The 16,381-nt window shown below is 67.9% G+C and carries 14 protein-coding genes and 1 pseudogene; 9 read left to right on the forward strand and 6 right to left on the reverse strand.

Annotation, left to right across the window (positions count from 1 at the left end; translation table 11 throughout):
- Positions 1 to 44: 44 nt before the first annotated feature.
- Entirely contained in the window at positions 45 to 926 is an 882-nt protein-coding gene (locus tag OG408_RS17760) for a DUF4394 domain-containing protein (protein WP_326670762.1), read from the reverse strand.
- Positions 927 to 1,264: 338 nt separating this feature from the next.
- Between OG408_RS17760 and OG408_RS17765 the strand changes: the two genes are divergently transcribed.
- Entirely contained in the window at positions 1,265 to 1,588 is a 324-nt protein-coding gene (locus tag OG408_RS17765) for a chaplin (RefSeq protein WP_326670763.1), read from the forward strand.
- Between the two features lie 380 nt (positions 1,589 to 1,968).
- Here OG408_RS17765 and OG408_RS17770 read toward each other — a convergent pair whose 3' ends face one another.
- Positions 1,969 to 3,621, reverse strand: coding sequence for a nickel/cobalt transporter (locus tag OG408_RS17770; protein ID WP_326670764.1), 1,653 nt, complete (start codon positions 3,619 to 3,621; stop codon positions 1,969 to 1,971).
- 433 nt (positions 3,622 to 4,054) lie between these two features.
- On the opposite strand from OG408_RS17770, the gene OG408_RS17775 reads away from it, so the two are divergent.
- Genes OG408_RS17775 through OG408_RS17785 form a run of 3 tightly spaced genes read left to right on the forward strand, consistent with a single transcriptional unit; the run spans position 4,055 to position 7,798 of the window.
- Positions 4,055 to 5,725, forward strand: coding sequence for a DUF4331 domain-containing protein (locus OG408_RS17775; protein ID WP_326670765.1), 1,671 nt, complete (start codon positions 4,055 to 4,057; stop codon positions 5,723 to 5,725).
- On the forward strand, positions 5,722 to 6,417 hold the full coding sequence (locus tag OG408_RS17780) for a class F sortase (protein ID WP_326670766.1): 696 nt from the start codon (positions 5,722 to 5,724) through the stop codon (positions 6,415 to 6,417). Before OG408_RS17775 ends, OG408_RS17780 begins: the two co-directional genes overlap by 4 nt.
- 40 nt (positions 6,418 to 6,457) lie before the next feature.
- Positions 6,458 to 7,798, forward strand: a complete 1,341-nt coding sequence (locus tag OG408_RS17785; RefSeq protein WP_326670767.1) for a tetratricopeptide repeat protein — start codon at positions 6,458 to 6,460, stop codon at positions 7,796 to 7,798.
- An 86-nt stretch (positions 7,799 to 7,884) separates the two neighbouring features.
- On the opposite strand, the gene OG408_RS17790 is transcribed toward OG408_RS17785, so the two are convergent.
- A complete protein-coding gene (locus OG408_RS17790) occupies positions 7,885 to 8,271 on the reverse strand; it encodes a hypothetical protein (protein ID WP_024489980.1) in 387 nt (128 codons plus the stop codon).
- A gap of 344 nt (positions 8,272 to 8,615) precedes the next feature.
- Between OG408_RS17790 and OG408_RS17795 the strand changes: the two genes are divergently transcribed.
- Both OG408_RS17795 and OG408_RS40175 read left to right on the forward strand, forming a co-directional pair.
- The gene (locus tag OG408_RS17795; RefSeq protein WP_326670768.1) at positions 8,616 to 8,909 is read left to right on the forward strand and encodes a hypothetical protein; all 294 of its coding nucleotides are present in this window, start codon (positions 8,616 to 8,618) and stop codon (positions 8,907 to 8,909) included.
- Between the two features lie 12 nt (positions 8,910 to 8,921).
- Positions 8,922 to 9,227 (forward strand): annotated as a pseudogene (locus OG408_RS40175) (DUF1214 domain-containing protein); the annotation flags it as partial.
- Between the two features lie 16 nt (positions 9,228 to 9,243).
- Here the strand turns inward: OG408_RS40175 and OG408_RS17800 are convergent.
- Entirely contained in the window at positions 9,244 to 9,609 is a 366-nt protein-coding gene (locus OG408_RS17800; RefSeq protein WP_326670769.1) for a hypothetical protein, read from the reverse strand.
- Between the two features lie 14 nt (positions 9,610 to 9,623).
- Entirely contained in the window at positions 9,624 to 10,877 is a 1,254-nt protein-coding gene (locus tag OG408_RS17805; RefSeq protein ID WP_326670770.1) for a helix-turn-helix transcriptional regulator, read from the reverse strand.
- A gap of 768 nt (positions 10,878 to 11,645) precedes the next feature.
- On the opposite strand from OG408_RS17805, the gene OG408_RS17810 reads away from it, so the two are divergent.
- From OG408_RS17810 to OG408_RS17820, 3 genes are read left to right on the forward strand one after another with little or no spacing between them, the layout of a single operon-like run.
- The gene (locus OG408_RS17810; RefSeq protein WP_326670771.1) at positions 11,646 to 12,833 is read left to right on the forward strand and encodes a cupin domain-containing protein; all 1,188 of its coding nucleotides are present in this window, start codon (positions 11,646 to 11,648) and stop codon (positions 12,831 to 12,833) included.
- Between the two features lie 38 nt (positions 12,834 to 12,871).
- A complete protein-coding gene (locus OG408_RS17815; protein ID WP_326670772.1) occupies positions 12,872 to 13,738 on the forward strand; it encodes an aldo/keto reductase in 867 nt (288 codons plus the stop codon).
- Positions 13,719 to 14,573, forward strand: a complete 855-nt coding sequence (locus OG408_RS17820; protein WP_326670773.1) for a hypothetical protein — start codon at positions 13,719 to 13,721, stop codon at positions 14,571 to 14,573. The genes OG408_RS17815 and OG408_RS17820 overlap by 20 nt, the downstream gene beginning before the upstream one ends.
- Positions 14,574 to 14,643: 70 nt before the next feature.
- On the opposite strand, the gene OG408_RS17825 is transcribed toward OG408_RS17820, so the two are convergent.
- Positions 14,644 to 16,377 (reverse strand): relaxase/mobilization nuclease domain-containing protein, encoded by a 1,734-nt coding sequence (locus OG408_RS17825; RefSeq protein ID WP_326670774.1) that lies wholly within the window; start codon positions 16,375 to 16,377, stop codon positions 14,644 to 14,646.
- Positions 16,378 to 16,381: the final 4 nt, after the last annotated feature.

Consider the following 16,381-nt stretch of genomic DNA (forward strand, 5'->3'; position numbering starts at 1 on the left):
CTCGACCCGGCCTCGCATGCGTGCGTGTGTTCTGGCGGTCCCGGTCAGTGCTGTGCGAGGGGGAGGGCGATGTCGAAGACCTGCCTGTTTGTGGGGAAGGTGCCGCGCAGGCTTGCCTTGCCGTTGAGGACGTTCACGCTGTAGAAGCGGAACTTTCCGCCGGTGCTGAGGGCGGCGTAGCCGTCGTTGTCACCTGTCGCGGCGCGGTAGTAGATGTCGAATCCCGCGGAGGGGCCGGCGTTGACGCCGAGGTTGCCGGTGGGTGCGAGGGTGCCGGCGTTGGCCGGGGACTGGAGCGAGACGCGGTCGTTGACCGTGTCGATGTCGAACAGTGAGGTCGCTGTGGCGGCGTTCAGGTCGTTGTTCGTGTACGCGGCGCCCGTGACGCCGAGGGCGGTCGAGGGCGGTGTCGTCGGGTTGGTCAGTGTGCCGTCGACCGTGGTGGTGCGCGGGGCCGACGCGTCGTCGATGTTGTGGCGCAGGTTCTGCCCGGTGTTACTGATCACCCTGAGCCGGTTGGCGGCGGGGTTGAAGTCGACCCCGAAGGCGTTGCCCGCCAGGGCGACGGTCAGCTGTGAGACCTTCCTGGCCTGCGCCTTGCTGGTGATGGTGTAGACGCCGCCCCTGTTGCCGACGCCGTACAGCTTGCCGTTCTGGACGCGGAAGTCGATCCCGACGAGCTTGGAGTCGCCCTCCAGACCGGTGATCCTGCCGAACGACCAGATGTCATCAGGGGTGCGCACGTAGAAGCTGACCAGGCGCTGCTCGCCCGTCAGACCCACCGCGACCAGTTCGCCGCCCGCGCGGCTCACGCCGGGCCGGCCCCACCCGTCGCTGCCGGCTGTTCCCACTGCTGAGGCGGCGGGGGCGGCTGCCACGGCCGAGGCAGTCAGCGCGAGGGCGACAACCGCTGCACGTGTACGCATGTGTCTCTCCGGAACTCTTCGGGAGATGCCACCGACAGCCGACGGCACCGAGGCACAGAAGACAACCAGATGATTAGTAAAAAACTGCGCAAAAATGGTCCTTTGTGTAGCGTGGCGCAGAGGAATCGGCGCAATGGCAGCTCACCTTCCGTTGTTTGGTTAGCAGGGGGTGGTCCGGTTGCCGGGCGCTATTGATCAACTCTCGCCGGAAGAGCGACCATTCGTGGGATCACGGCCGGCGTGTGGGCGCGCCTGGGACCTGTACGGGGAGGGGCGCGCATGGTGGGACGGAGTCGGTCGTCTTGATTACGGCGGCATTCGTTCCTCGTGGAGGTTTCATGTTCAGGCTTGGAAGTGCGGTCGCCCTGACCGTGGCTGCCGGTGCGCTGGCATTTGCCGGTGCCGGTGTGGCCAGTGCTGACTCGGGTGCGCAGGGCGTGGCCTACGGCTCACCGGGTGTCCTGTCCGGCAACGTGGTGCAGATTCCCATCAGCGTCCCGGTCAACGCGTGCGGCAACTCCGTCAACGTGCTCGGACTGCTCAACCCGAGCTTCGGCAACACCTGCGTCAACAGCGGCTACGGCCGTCAGCAGCACCATGATGGTGGCAAGCAGCACGACGACAAGAAGCACTGGAAGCACGGCAAGTACAACCATCGCTGAAACGCCGCTGGTCGTTCGGCTACGGTCGGTCCGCAGTCGCGGTGGCAAGCCCCCCAGACAAGCCTTGGGGCACTTGCCGCGCATGTCTCGCGCTCTCCGCAGGGCTCTGCAGCCGGTCGGGTGAGCGAGTGATACCTGCCCGTGTCTCCAGGCCGGCCCGTTCGGTTGAGATCACATGCGTGCATGATTCAGCCCTCGGCATGCGCGCTGCGCATGTCCGGGCACCAGTCCGCCAAGACGCGCGCCCTGACCGCCCCCGCCCAAGCCAGGACGGGGGCGGTCATCGTGCTTCGTGACTGCCCAGCCGGGTGACGGTGCACGTCGATGCCCTCTGGGAGTCTGCCGGGTCGGGTTGCTGCCGGCAGGCGTATAGCCGCTGGTTACAAGGCTAGCGGCAGGCTGCGCGCGATCAGGCTGAGTCCGACGACGAGGACGAGTGCCGCGGTCAGGAGAGCGGTGTAGGGCGCGATCCTACGAATGAGCGCGAATGCGGGTCGGGAGGTGAGGGATTCGGCTCGGTTGCCGAGCTTGACGAGGAGGATTCCGACGGCTGTGAGGGTGGCCGCCATGCCGATGCCATAGGCGAGGACGAGTGCCGCGCCGAAGCCGGTACGGCCCAAGGCGATGGCACCGAGAAGCACGACGAGCGCGGAAGGACTGGGTACCAGTCCGCCGGCGACCCCCAGACCGATGAGTCCGCGCGTGGTGAAGGGCTGTGCGCCGCCTTCGGCGGGTGCGTGGGGGTGCGCGTGGTGGTGGGCGTGTCCGAACAGGCCGTGGCGGTGGGGCTTTTCGTGGTCGTGTTGGTGGCTGTGGGGATGCGCGTGTGGTTCGTGTGTGTGGACCGGGTGGTCGTGCGTGTGGGGCATCTCGGTGGTCGCGGAGACGTGGCCATGTGCACCGGCGCCGGCCATTGCGAGGGGTGGCTTTTCAGCCGGGCTTGCAGCAGCGGCAGCTGTGTTGTGGCGGGAGCGGCGGGTGGCGTCGGTGAGGAGTGTGGCGCCGACGAGGGTGACGAGTGCGCCGCTGATGACGCCGAGCCAGTTCAGCACCGTGTCGCCGGCGAGGGAGGAGAAGGTGGTGAGGCAGAGGCCGATGATGATGACGCCGGCGGTGTGGGTGACTGTCACGGTTGCTCCGACGGTGACCGCGTCGCGCACGTTGCCGCGGCGCCCTGCGAGATAGGCCGCCATCACGGTTTTTCCGTGCCCGGGCAGCAGCGCGTGACCTGCGCCGAGCACGAGCGAGAGCAGTACTGCCAGCAGGCCGATCGGCAGGGTGAGGTCGCGTGCTCCGGTCATCGAGGTGAGGCGCTGCGACAGCGCTTCGACGCGTCCGGTGAGGCCGCCTCCTTCTCCCGCCTCTGCGGTGTTGCTGAGGGGGTTACCGGCGGTCTGGCCACCCGGGCCGGCTGTCACCTGTGCCGTGGTGTCGCCGCGCGGCGTGGAGAGAAGGTCGCGCGGGTAGCTGCGGAGCTCATGGGTGGGGGAGGTCTGGGGAACGGTGGAGTGCTGGAGGCGGGTTCCGATGCCCGTTGCGGTGATCTCGTGCCAGCCGACCCGCTTCCTGTCCGCGCCGGTGTCGACGCGCAAGGTCACCGCCCCGGCTGTCAGGTCCAGCGGTGCGCGCATCCGGCACTCCAGTCGCCCGGTGCGCAGACCGCCTTGGCCCGGTTGGAAGCGGAAGGTTGCCGACCGTGTCGTCCAGACCAGGCGCTGCGGGGTAGTGACGGTGAGTTTTGCCGAGGTGGCGGCGCACTGGGTAGTGGCCCAGGTGGTGCGTTCGCTGCTGCTCGTCTGACGGTCGCCGTCGGTGTCGATGGCCGGGGTGGCCTGGAGTGTGGGGATCTCGGCGGTGTCGGTGACCGTCAGCACATCGACGTGGTCGGGGTGGAGGGTGAATCCGGCGTACTCGTTGATCGAGAAATTACCGAGGGGATGTGCCTCGGCTGTGGGTACGGCCACGGCGAACAGCGAGACCACGGCGGTGGCCAGCAGGGCCACACGCTGCGCGAGGACACGGTGAGCGGTCACCACAGGACGGCTTCCGAACAGGGAATTCATCCGTTTCGCCTCCGGCGAGGGGGCGCAGGGGAACGCCTGGATGGCTGGCGCGGCCTGCAGTTTGATGGCTTGGTCCGCCCGAGGGGGCGGACCACAGTGGTACCCGTTCGTTCTCTGTGAGTGCCGGTCCTGGTCGCCTCGTCACCCGCGCGGCTCACAGCGCCCCTCCGCCCGGGGCAGAGGACGTTCCTGCCAAGTCCCCGTTCGGCCCTTCCGCCGCGCGCAGGTTTCCCACGCGTGGTGCTCTTTACGTAGCTCTTAGTCACATTGTGTGGCGTGTGCCGCGTGGTTTTCACCTCCGGGTTGGGCCCGGCTTGCTCCCAGGTGGCTCTTCGAGCGCAGACCCCAGCCGCCTACCTTCAGCTTCCGGAGGGCCGCGGCTCTCACCGGAAACGGATGGCCCATGCAGTCCTGCCGCCCCCGATCGAAACGCCCGGCTCGCAGCCTCGAACGAGCGCTCGCAGCCTCTGGAACCCTCGCCCTGGTCAGCGCCATGGCGCTCACCGGCCTGACGCCCGGCACCAGCTCCGCCTCCAGCCACCGCGAGGCGCCCCTGACCTCGGGCGACCCGAAGGCCGACAACACCGACGTCTACGCCTTCACCAGCCCCGACAAGCCGGACACCGTCACGCTGGTGGCCAACTGGATTCCCTTCGAGGAGCCCAACGGCGGCCCGAACTTCTACCCGTTCGCCAACGACGCCCGCTACAACATCAAGATCGACGCGAACGGCGACGGCAAGCCCGACACCACCTACACCTGGGCGTTCACCGACCACATCCGGGACGCCGCCGACCAGTTCCTCTACAACACCGGTGTCGTGAAGAAGCTGGACGACCCGACCCTCAACTTCCGTCAGACGTACACCCTGACGGCGACCGACGCGCACGGCAGCACCAAGACGCTCCTCAAGGACGCGCCGGCGGCTCCGTCGAACGTGGGTATCGCGTCGATGCCCGACTACGCCTCACTGCGCAAGCAGGCCATGCTGGACCTGCCGAACGGCGGTCAGACATTCGCCGGGCAGGCGTCCGACCCGTTCTTCCTGGATCTGCGGATCTTCGACCTCCTGTACGGAGGCAACCTGAAGGAGACCGGGCACAACACGCTCGCCGGTTACAACGTCAACACCATCGCCCTCCAGGTGCCGAAGAAGGATCTGGCACTCAAGGGCGACGCCACCCGCAACCCCGTGATCGGCGTCTGGTCCACCACTGACCGCAAGGGCGCGGCCGTCGTCGGTGCCGGTGACAAGGGCGGGGAGTCGTCCTCGGCCGGGGACGCCAAGGGACCGGACAAGGACACCGCACCCGACCAGGGCAGCGAGTCGGAGTGGCGCCAGGTCTCACGACTCGGGAACCCGCTGGTCAACGAGGTGGTTGTCCCGCTGAAGTACAAGGACGCGTTCAACGCGCTGAGCCCTGACAAGGATGCCTCGGTCACCCCGGTGGTGGACAAGGTCAAGGACCCGATCGTGCCGAAGCTGATCCAGAGCATCTACGGGATCCCGGCGCCGGCGACGCCGCGCAACGACCTGGTCGAGATCTTCCTCACCGGTATCTGCAAGGCATGCGGCCCCATCAAGGCGGACCTGAACTCCCAGCTGCTGAACGCCGACGTCGACAAGTCCGCGTTCGTACCGGCAGAGGAACTGCGGCTGAACATGTCCGTGCCCGTCACGGCCAAGCCCAACCGCCTCGGCGTTCTCGCCAACGACTTGGGCGGCTTCCCCAACGGCCGCCGGCTCAACGACGACGTCGTCGACATCGAGCTCCAGGCCCTCGAAGGCGCCGCCCAGACCGGAAAGATCGTCAAGGGCCTGGCAGCGGGCGACGCGGTCGACACCCCCTACCGTCAGCCCGGGAACTCGTTCCCCTACGTCGCGCTGCCGAACACCGCAGCCGTCAACCAGGCCGACTCCCTGCACCCCGACGGCGGCGTCGGAGCGGGCTTCGGCGGCACCGCCTTCGGCGACGGATTCCCCGTCGCGGCCGTCACCGCAGTCGGCGGCGGCGCACTCCTGGCCTGCGCGGGAGCGCTGGCCCTGCGCCGGCGGCGCGCGAACCAGGCATGACCAGCCCCGCCGCCACAGGTCGCCCGCCCTCGAACTTTGAGGGCGGGCGACCGCGGCGCAACCAGGGACACCACCCGAAGCGCCGCCGCCGCATCATCGCAGCGGTCGCCGTCGCCACGGGGATCGGGCTCGGCGGCGCCGGTACCTGGGTCCTGCTCGATCCGACAACCCACGCTGTCAGGGACATCGACATAGGAGAGGTCCCTGTCCAGCCGGGGTCGGACAACACCATCACTGAAACCGCACCCGCGGCGCCGCCCCAGCGGATACGCATAGCCTCGATCGGCCTCGACAAGCCACTCACCGGCCTCCGCGTCCAGCAGGACGGCACGCTCGCCGCACCGGGGGATCCCGCGGATGTCGGATGGTGGAGCGACGGCCCGCGTCCCGGCGACCCGGGCGCGGCGGTCTTCGTCGGGCACGTCGACTCCGCCACCGGACCAGCAGCCTTCTACGGACTGTCCTCCCTGCGTCCGGGCGACCGGATAACCATCCGAAGCGACAACGGCAGGGAACTTGCATTCACTGTCCGTGCGCTGCGGAGTTACGAGAAGGACGCCTTCCCCGACAGTCAGGTCTACGCCACCACCGGTCCACCGGCACTGAGGCTGATCACCTGCGGCGGCACCTACGACCGGACGCAGGGCGAGTACCGCGACAACCTCGTCGTCTACGCCACCCTTGCCCGCTGACCACCGGGCCCGGCCACACCCCTAAGAGCGGGAAGAGACCATGCAACTGCGCCAACTGCCCACGCGTCGAGGCTTCCTGCTGGCCGCCACGGTGGTCATCGTTCTCGCCGCGGCTCTGTTCCTCGCCGGCGGACTGGGGCTTTCCCCGTGGTCCGTATCGCAGAGCGCCCCGAGCACCCCTGAAGCCAGCGCTGGACGAGGCTCCGCCACCGGTGCCGACCCGCTGGCTGCCGACATCAGCACGCTCCAGGACCGCGCACGGCGCAATCCTCGCGATCCCGTCGCGCTCGGGACGCTCGGCCTGAACTACGTCCAGCAGGCGAAGATCACTGCCGACCCGACGTACTACCCCAAGGCCGAAGAAGTCCTCAGGCGTTCACTCACGCTGGACAGCACGGACAACTTCGCCGCGATGGGCGGCATGGCCGCACTCGAGGCAGCCCGGCACAACTTCTCCCAGGGACTGTCCTGGGCCAAGCGGGCTGTCGCCATCAACCCGTACAACGCCACGCTCTACGGGACGCTGGCCGACGCCTACACACAGCTGGGCCGCTACTCCGAAGCTGCCGACGCCGTGCAGAAGATGGTCGACCTCAAACCAGGCACCCCGTCCCTCGCCCGCGCCTCCTACGCCGCGGAACTGCGGGGAGACACCACCACCGCCCGCACCGACATGCAACGAGCCCTGCAGAGCGCTGGCAGTCCGGCGGACCGGGCATTCGCCCGCTACTACCTCAGCGAGATGGCCTTCAACAACGGCGACGCAGACCAGGCACTCACCGACGCCGAACAGGGCCTGCGCGCCGTCCCCAACGACGCCCCACTGCTTCAGATCAAAGCCAGGGCCGAGGCCGCCCTCGGAAAGAACACCGAAGCCCTCACCGATCTCGCCCGGGCCGGACAGCGCCTGCCTCTACCCGAATACGTGCTCCAACTCGGCGAGCTCTACCAGTCACTCGGCCGCACGAAGCAAGCAGACCAGCAGTACGACATCTTCCGCGCCGAACAGAAACTCTTCGCGGCCAACGGCGTCACACTCGACTCCGACGCCGCCCTCTTCGAAGCCGACCACGGAGACCACAAACAAGCGCTCGCCCTCGCCCGAAAAAGCCTGAAGAGCCGGCCCTTCCTCGACTCCCAGGACGCCCTCGCCTGGGCCCTCCACACCAACGGCCAGGACGAAGAAGCCCTCACCGTCTCGGACAAGGCACTCGCACTGGGCACCCGCAACGCACTCTTTCACTACCACCGCGGCATGATCCAGCAATCCCTAGGCAACACCGACGCCGCCCGCGACGACCTCACCAAGGCTCTTGCGATCAACCCGCACTTCAACCCACTGCACGCGCCCAAGGCGCGAGCCGCTCTGACCGCCAGGTGAACCGCCGCACCGCACCGGGCCGGAGAGATCCCGGAACACGCCGGTCGACCGCAGCCGGCACGGCAGGCAAGCGACGGGCTCGGTGCTCAGCGCGCTAAGAGGTCCTGGTGAGCGGCCCATTCACGCCTGAGATAGCGAAGGTCACCGTAGATGACCGACCAGTCGTCCTCGGCCGACAGATCTGTGATCTCGTGATCAGCCCACGACGGGGCCGAAGGCCCGTGGAAGGCGAGCGCGGTGCCATGCAGCGCATCGTACGAGCGGACGAGCGAGGCCGCGAACTGTGCATCGGCGACCAGATCCGGGCGGACGAATCCATCTGTACAGGCGAGCTGGGCCACGTCGAGTAACGCAGCAGCAGTGAGTATCGCCGTCCGGCGCTCGATCGACGCCCCTGTCAACGACCGGGCGCTTGCCTTCCCTGCCAGCGTGAGCGCCGCCCCGAACACCAGAGACCACGCCGGCCCCGTCATTTCGGGCCTTCCTCCGGGATAGGCGATGCGTCTCCCACATCCCCCGGGCCCCACGTCTTCCCCGCGTGACAGCACTGGCCTATCGAACCAGGCAGTGACGCAATTTGACCAGACCGGACTAATGACCGAATTTCCCGTCCAACCTGGGACCCACTTCTGGTTGCCCTCGCTGCGGCACCGGCACCTTCTCGGCCCTCGAATCGACACCGGCCGACACGTACCGGTGCTGGGGGCCGTCCGTTGCTCTCAGCTGCTCACCCGTTCGGCCGCATGCGATAGCGGCCGGCAGCTGCCGCCCGGGTGATAGGGGACATGCGGGCTGTTGTCCCCAGGCCGACGAGCGGATGACCGGACTCCTCACCGAGGCCGCCAGCCTGGGCCGGGACGAGATGCTCGCCTCCGACCGACCCGACCGGATGGTCTGGCCCGATCGCACCTGGGAGTGGGCGAGCCTGCGGCCCGAGAACGGCACCTTCGAATGCGAGGGCTCACTCGACGTCGAGACCAAGGACCGCTGGTTCGTCCAGGCCATCGTCGCCTCGCCCGCATTGTTCCGCCTTGCCGTCGGCCAGGGCTCGTTGTACTGGCTCGGCCTCAACGACGCCGCAGACGCCAACCTCGACGGAGGCTGGACGTAAAAACTCACCGTCCCGCTGCCCGCCCCGGTCGGCCTCCTCTGGTCCGTAACAGCCTGCGACGCACAGACCCGCTCCGAAGTCGCCGCCGAGGAGGCGCAAGCTGCGCTTCGCTCGCTCTTCGACAAGCTCGACCCAGAAGGCTGCGGCGACCACGTCGACCTCTACTTCGGCCCCACTGAACCCACCGGCACCGAAGGCCGCTGGATCCAGACCGTCCGGGTACGCAGCTGGTTCAGCTACCTCCGGATCTACGGCCCCGAGGAGGCCGCCTTCGACGGCTCATGGAGGCCCGGCGACTTCGAGCGAATCGAGAACTGACCACCGACTGGTGTGGTCAGTTGAGCGCCTTCTCGATCGCCTCGAAGATGTCGGCGTCCGTCTCCTGCTGCCAGGACGGCAGCTCGGACCAGTCCGCCACGTACCCGGGTTTCGGGTCCTCGAAGTGCTTGAACATCTGGGCCGTCCAGCACGTCGCGACGAACCGGCTCCTCTGCTCGCGGGACAGTCTCGACGTGTGGCCGTTGCTGACCTCGATGAATTGCCGTACCTGGTCGTAGACCGATCCGGCGGCTTCACGCTCCCACTGCGGGGTGTCGTCCCACGGGGTGATGTAGCCGGCCTTCGGCTCTCCGGGGAAGTGCTGGTGCACTCCGGCGATCCAGGTTTCCCGGAACAGTCGTGCACCTTCGGTCTGCGACATGCCTACCCCTCTCGTCACGGCGTGCTCAGCGTGGCGATCTCGGCCCCCAGCTCCGCCACGCGGTGGTCGCGGCTCAGTGGACCGAACTCGTCGCACAGGTCTCGGAGTCTACGGGCGACGTACCCGGATGCTGAGGCTCGGGCGAGGCTGATGGCTTCCCTTCCGTAGGCCACCACCTGTTCGGGGTCTCGCCGCTTAGCGCCGATGGCGGCCAGATCGGTAAGCACTGCTCCGCGCCGCCGGTACGACTGTCCTGACGCCAAGGCCGTCTGCTCCAGGGCATCCTTCAAGGCGTCCTCTGCCAGGTCGAGTCGGCCCAGCTGCACGTAGCGGGAGCCTCGTTCCTCGGCGAGGCGTGCACCGTCGAAACGGAGCCATCCGCCGTTGACGCTCTCCGCAGTGAGTTCGCGGACGGTCTCCGCTTGGTCCATCGCCCGCTCGCACGCGGCCAGATCACCGAGGCCCGCATACGCCTCGGCTTGGACAGAAGCGACCCAATGCCGGGTCGAGAGGTTGCTGTCACCCCGGCTGGCCAGCCTTTCAGCTGCACCCAGCATCTGAGCGGCCTGGCGATAGTGCTGCTCAGACATGTCTACGTAGGCGTGGCGAACGAGTGCGCACGCCCACAGGTCATACGCCTTGGCATCCTTGCTGACGGCAGCCGCTAGCGAATACGAAGCAGCGGCGTCGGAGTAACGGCTTCCGTCGAAGGCCACCTCGCCGGCCAATTGAAAGAGGTCGGCAGCCGCGTTCAGAAGTGGGCGTGTGCCCCCTCGGTTGCCTGCCAGAGCCTCGTTCAATGTGGCCAGTTGGTCGCGGACAACGGGGTAGACGGAGCCCTTTGAGCGCGCCAGTTGGTAGACCTGCCAAAGGTGACTGTTCATTCGTGTGAAGTCGGCTGGCATCCCCCTGCGGACGCCCTCCGTGAGCGCCTCTGCCTCGTCGGTCGGCAGAACGGTCAGCGCACCGCTGACAGTGAGTATGCGGAGGAATTCGCGGCGGATCATTTCGTCAGAGTCTCCCGCGTTCGGGGGGTCGCTGGAATGGTGCCCGGCAAGCTCCTGGCCAGCGGCTTGTGGCGGTGTCAGAAGGGCTTCCAGCTCTTGAAGGCTGACTTCCAGGGCGATGGCCAAGCCTCGCCGCTGAGGCGGCTGCGGGTCGATCCTGCCGCTTTCCCAGCGCCCGACCGTTGTGCGGTCCACGCCGAGTAACTGGGCCAGTGTTTCTTGACTGTAGCCCAGGGTCTTGCGTCGTTTTGCCAGTCCCATGGCGCCCCCTTCCCGCGGCTTCGGCCCCTTCGGAGCCTGTGCACGGATCTGCGTCAAGAGTGCCGCATCGATGCCGTGGAGACCTCCGACTATGCGCGGTTTCCTGGGTGTTGTCGCAAACGAGGTGGGCCAGGAACTGCGGAAGGGTGCGGACATGGCAAATCGCAGTGATGCTGAGGGGCGCGGATACGAAGGAGCCTCGCGGGCGGCGGACCCGGCGGGCGAGAGCCGCGTTCTGATGACGCTTCGCGTGTCCCGCGACTCCGGACGTTCATGGTCACAGACGACCGCTATGCGGGAGGGCGACCCCTTCGTCATCCTCTCGAACCCGGGCTGCTTCCCTCCGTGCGAGTGTGCGCGTTGCGTGGGCCCGTCCGTGTCGGCTCGCGGGCTTCGCCGGGTGGCGGAGCCGGGGTCGGCTTAGTGGATGCCCTGTCGCGGTGGGTCCAGCGCCGGATCGGCCGGTTTGCAGGGCCGTTGTACGTCGCTTTGATCGTCGGCTCGCTGGGCCTGTTCGCCGCCGGTATCTACAGCACGTCGTAGCGGCTCTCGGCCTACCCGACTCCAGTCGTCCTGCCGGGCCTCCGGTGGGAGTTCCCCAAGTAGAGAGGGAAGTTCGATGATGGTAGAGAACACTGCTTCAGTGGCCGCTGAGGGGGGCTTGCTCGTGGCGAAGCGGAAGATCGTGGCCGCTCGCACCCGAACCGAGCAGGAGTCCGACGTCAGTGGCGGCCGTTCCGACGGCAACGACTGATCGGGCCGCCCACGATGCTTGATGCTGCCTCGTGGGCGGGGCGTCTGGGCGGGGACACGTTCCTCGCCCAGACGTACAACCGCTCCTACGCTCTCTTCCCCGGTGCCGCCGACGCGGCGGGCCTCTTCTCCTGGGACGACCTGAACCTGATCATCGCCACTCAGCGCCTGGAACCGCCCCGGCTAAGGCTCTCGGTGGACGGCGAGATGGTCCCTGTACACAAATACGCGGCCCCGACGACGACCCGCCGCGCGGTGACCTGGTCCCGCATCCTGCCGGCCGAACTGCACGCCCAGCTCAGGGACGGCGCCTCACTCGTCCTGGACTCGGTAGAGAAAATCCACCCGCCCGTCGGGATGGCTGCCGAGGGCCTGGAACGCTTCCTCGGCACCCCCGTGCAGGTCAACGCCTACGCTTCCTGGACGGAGCGCCAGGGCTTCGGGCTCCACTGGGACGACCACGATGTCGTCGTGGTTCAGCTGCATGGCTCCAAGCGATGGCAACTGTACGGATCCACTCGCGAGGCTCCGACGTTCCGCGATGTCGAGTCGCCGGAGAAGCCCGAGGGCGAGCCGGTTGCAGACCTCGTCCTGGCGCCCGGTGACGTGCTCTACCTGCCACGCGGCTGGTGGCACGCGGTCACCGCCGACCAAGGCACGGAGTCGCTGCACCTGACGTTCGGCCTCGTCTCCCATACAGGCGCGGACATGCTCCACTGGGTCGTGGACCAGCTTCGATCCGTCCTCGCTTTACGCAAGGACATCCCGCGATTCGCCTCGCTGCCTGATCAGACGGACTTTCTCGCCGCACTACGCCAGGAACTTCTGAATGAGCTGGCCAACCCCCGGCTCGTCGAACGGTGGGCGGAGTCGATCGATACCACGCACCACGGGCACGCGATCCCCTCCCTGCCCTACGTGGACGGGCTTCCCGCACGGCCGGAGATCTCCGTACGTCTGACTGCTCCGCGGAGCCGTGTGGCTGAGAACGACGGGCACAACACCGTCACGTTCTCGGCGGCCGGCACAGCTTGGGACTTCGCCGAGTCGGCCGCGCCGATCCTGCGCCGATTGCTTCTCGGCCGGTCGGCCACGTTGGGCGATCTCGCTGAATGTGCCGGGCTGGAAGTGAAAAACGTGGCCGCGCTCATTTCGGTCCTCGTCGAGGGACAGGCAGTCGCTGTTGTCCGGACTGCCCTGTGACGGCGGCCCTGTCCCTGGGGACCTATCGGGTCCGGGACGTGAGCGAGGCGGCCCGTATCGCTCTGCGGGCCGGTGCTCCGTGGATCGACACCGCACCGAACTACGCGGACGGAATGGCGCAACAGTGCCTCGGACCAGTCCTGCGGGAGCACCCTGGTGCCACGCAGACGGCCACCAAGACTGGCTTCTTCACAAGGAGTCAGGCTCAGACGGCCATGGCGCTCGGCGTCCTCACTGACGAGGATGCCGCCGTCGGGCACAGCCTCGATCCCCGGTTCGTCTGCCAACAGGTGGAGGAGGCCAGGGAACAGCTCGGCCGCGTGGACCTGGTATTCGTCCATAATCCCGAGCGAGCCGCTCGCTACGGACACCGCGCCGCGTTGCACGGGCGCCTGAGAGAAGCGTTTGCAGTCCTCGAAGGGCTCGTGCAACTCCGCCGGATCGGCGGCTACGGGGTGGCCACCTGGTCAGGTCTCCGGGAAGGCGCCTTCAGCGTCGCCGAGCTGGTCACCCTTGCCCGGGAGGCATCGGGATCGGAAGGCCACCATCTGATCGGGATCCAGATGCCCGTAAGCCTGATCATGGACGCTCCGATCACCCAAGCACTCAATGGAGGCGGGCCATTGGTCCAGGCACAGGATGCCGGCATGCTCACCTTCGCCTCGGCACCCCTGCACGGCGGCGAACTCCTCGACGCCATGACACCCGAACTGATCGACCTGATACGCCCCGGCCTCTCGCCTGGTGCCGCCGGCCTCCTGGCTGCCGCTTCCTGCCCGGCATTGGACGTCGTGTTGACCTCGGCCAGCAGCCTTGGTCACTGGGACGATGCCGCAAAGGCCCTGGCCGCTCCCCTCACCCGCGAACAGCTCAGGAGAGTGACCGATGAACTTGCCACCGGATGAGGCCACGCGAGCGCTGATGGAAGCCGCTCACCAAAGGGCTGCAGAAGCGGTCGGCCTGACCTGCACGGGGCCGATGGCGTGGGGCTTCGGGGGCTTCACTCTGGGCCGTCAGTCGGGCGCCTACTGGCTGCGTGTCAGCCGGAGTCTGGTGAAGAACGTCGGGCGCAAGAACGGGGAAGGGATCGTCGGAGCGGACCTCTTGGTACCGCGTGACGTGCCGCGTCCAGCCCTCCATGGAACGTATGACTGGGCTGAAGGGGACTACTCCTTCGAGGCTGAGGTACTCGACCTTGTAGAGGATCCAGTCATCTCACCTCGAAGGCCGGACCTCACCAGTAATCCGGCCTTGCCGGAGCAGTGGTGGGGCCTGCTGAGACAGGCGCTTGACCGCCTGGCGGAAGTGGACGGGAGGAAGGAGACCGTGAGGCAACAGTGGATCGAGCGGGCTTTCCCCCAGTTCCTGGGCATCCCCGCCCCGTCGAAGATTGAGCGTGTCACTGGTCATGGTGACCTTCACTGGGGCAACCTCACCGGAATGCCGCTGACCCTGCTGGACTGGGAGCGCTGGGGCCGTGTGCCGGTCGGGTACGACCCGGGCCTTCTCCACGCGTACAGCCTTCGCGTGCCACTCGTGGCCACTCGAATCCGCAGTCAGTTCGCCCACGTCCTCGACTCCCCCGCCGGCCGCATCGGTGAGCTCGCCGCACTCGCAGAAATGCTCCAGGCTGTGGCTCGGGGGTTCTATCCAGAGCTCGCGCCTCTCCTGCTGAGCCGTGCTGAAGAGCTGACTGGGGTTCGTCCACCGGTCTCGGCCCCGGCTGAGGTGACAGCCTGACCGGAAGTCTCCGCGGTTGGGTTTGGTAGAGCCAGGTGGAGCTCTGGGGATCGGGCACTCCTCTTCGAGATCAGCCAAGGGGACGCCCCGGCCGGCGGGCGGGAGCGGCTGTCGCCTTGAGCGGCCAGGTGTCGGGGGGCGGAGCGCTGACGCCCGTTGCCCTGGTGCTTCGCAGGCGGGCTGCTTCGGCACGGCGGTTGGGTGCGGGGTTGCGGCTGGTGTGCTGGATGCGGGTGATCAGGACCCGGGCGGGGCTGTGGGCGGTGCCGAGTTCTCGTCGCGCGGCGGCTTCCTTGAGGAGCTGGTGGGGCTGGTGGCCTCCGGCTTCTGCGTCGGCAAGGACTGTGGCGAGGGCTGGCCAGCCGGGATCGGCGAGGATCCGCTCGGCGTGCTCGGGCACGGCCGCGCGTACATCGCTGGCGAGGGTGCGACGAGCCTCCTCCATGGGGCGGCGGCCTTTGAGTTCTGTGAGCGTCGGAGCGAGTGCATCGTCGGCGGCTGCCTGGAGGTGCTGCACGGCTTGGCGGGCGGCATCGGCCTGGTGGGCGTGCCCCTTGGCCTCGTGCCAGCGTCCGGCGAGTATGGCAGCCCAGACGAGTGCGGCGGTCAGGGCTGCGAGGGCGCTGCCGTCGGGGCCGGTAGCCGTGTTGACGATGTCCCGGGCCGCGGTCCGCAGAGCGCGGGCCGTGCGGTCTTCGGCCCGGATTTGAGAGCGTTCAGCGCGGCGGAAGGCCCGGCTGGCCGAGCGCAGTTGGGCACGGAGGTCGGCGGGGGCTTTCTGTGCGGTGGCTTCGATGAGTTCGCCCAGGGCTGTGATGTGCGCCTGGGCACGCGCGTCCCCGCTGCCCCCGGCGCTCGTGTCGGTGAGCTCTGTGTGGAGCGTGTCGCGGGCGTCGGTGGCCTGATGCCAGGCAGTGGTGTGTCGGTTGCGACGGGCGGTGGGGTGTTCCTCAGGAGTGCTGGTCTCCAGGCGGGCTTCCAGCTTGGGCAGAGAAAGGTCGGGGGCGATCTTACCGCCGGGGTGGTAGATCTGCTGGCCGTCCTTATTCAGGTCGCCGGGTCGGCCGACGGCGTAGCCAAGGAGATCTCCAGAGGGGCCGCGGCGCGGTTTGACCAGAATGTCGTCGGCTTCCAGGTAGGCGAGGAGCTGTTCGGCGCTGGTGGTGTGTGGGATGGCTGCGCGGATGCGGTCCTGGAGCCACTCACGGCTGGTCTGCTCCCAGCCGAGGCGCTCGGCTTTGTGCATCTCTGCCTGGGTGGGGCGCCGGGTGGCGGTGCGGTCGCCCTTCGTCAGGCGGCGCAGCCCGTAGTCCTTCTCGATCTCCCGGCACGCATCGCCGACCCGGATACCGCTGTCGTGCAGCTTGGGGCGTCGGCCGTCTTCGCGGACGGTGGTCGCGAGGATGTGGATGTGGTCGTCGGCGTGGCGTACGGCGATCCATCGGCAGGCGAGGTCGTCGCCGTCGGGGGCGATGCCGGCTGCCTGGACAATGCGCTGGGCGATCTCGACCCATTCGGTGTCGGAGAGGGTGCGGTCTTCGGGTGCGGCGCGGACGGGGCAGTGCCAGACGTGGTCGGTGACGGGCTTGCCGAACTCGCTGTTGCGCAGGCGTACTGGCTCGTCTAGGTGGCGGGAGAGTTCGGTCAGGGTGGCGTGCTCGTCGCGGCCGGGGTCGGGCATGCCGAGCATGGCGAATCCGGTCACGAGGTGGGGGTCGAGGTGTTCATCGTGCCGGCCGGGGCCGTAGAGGTAGGCAAGCAGACCGCGGGTGTTTGAGCCGGCGGGCTTGATGGCGGCGATCACGCGG

It is taken from the genome of Streptomyces sp. NBC_01257, from assembly GCF_035917255.1.
Classification (GTDB): Bacteria; Actinomycetota; Actinomycetes; order Streptomycetales; family Streptomycetaceae; genus Streptomyces.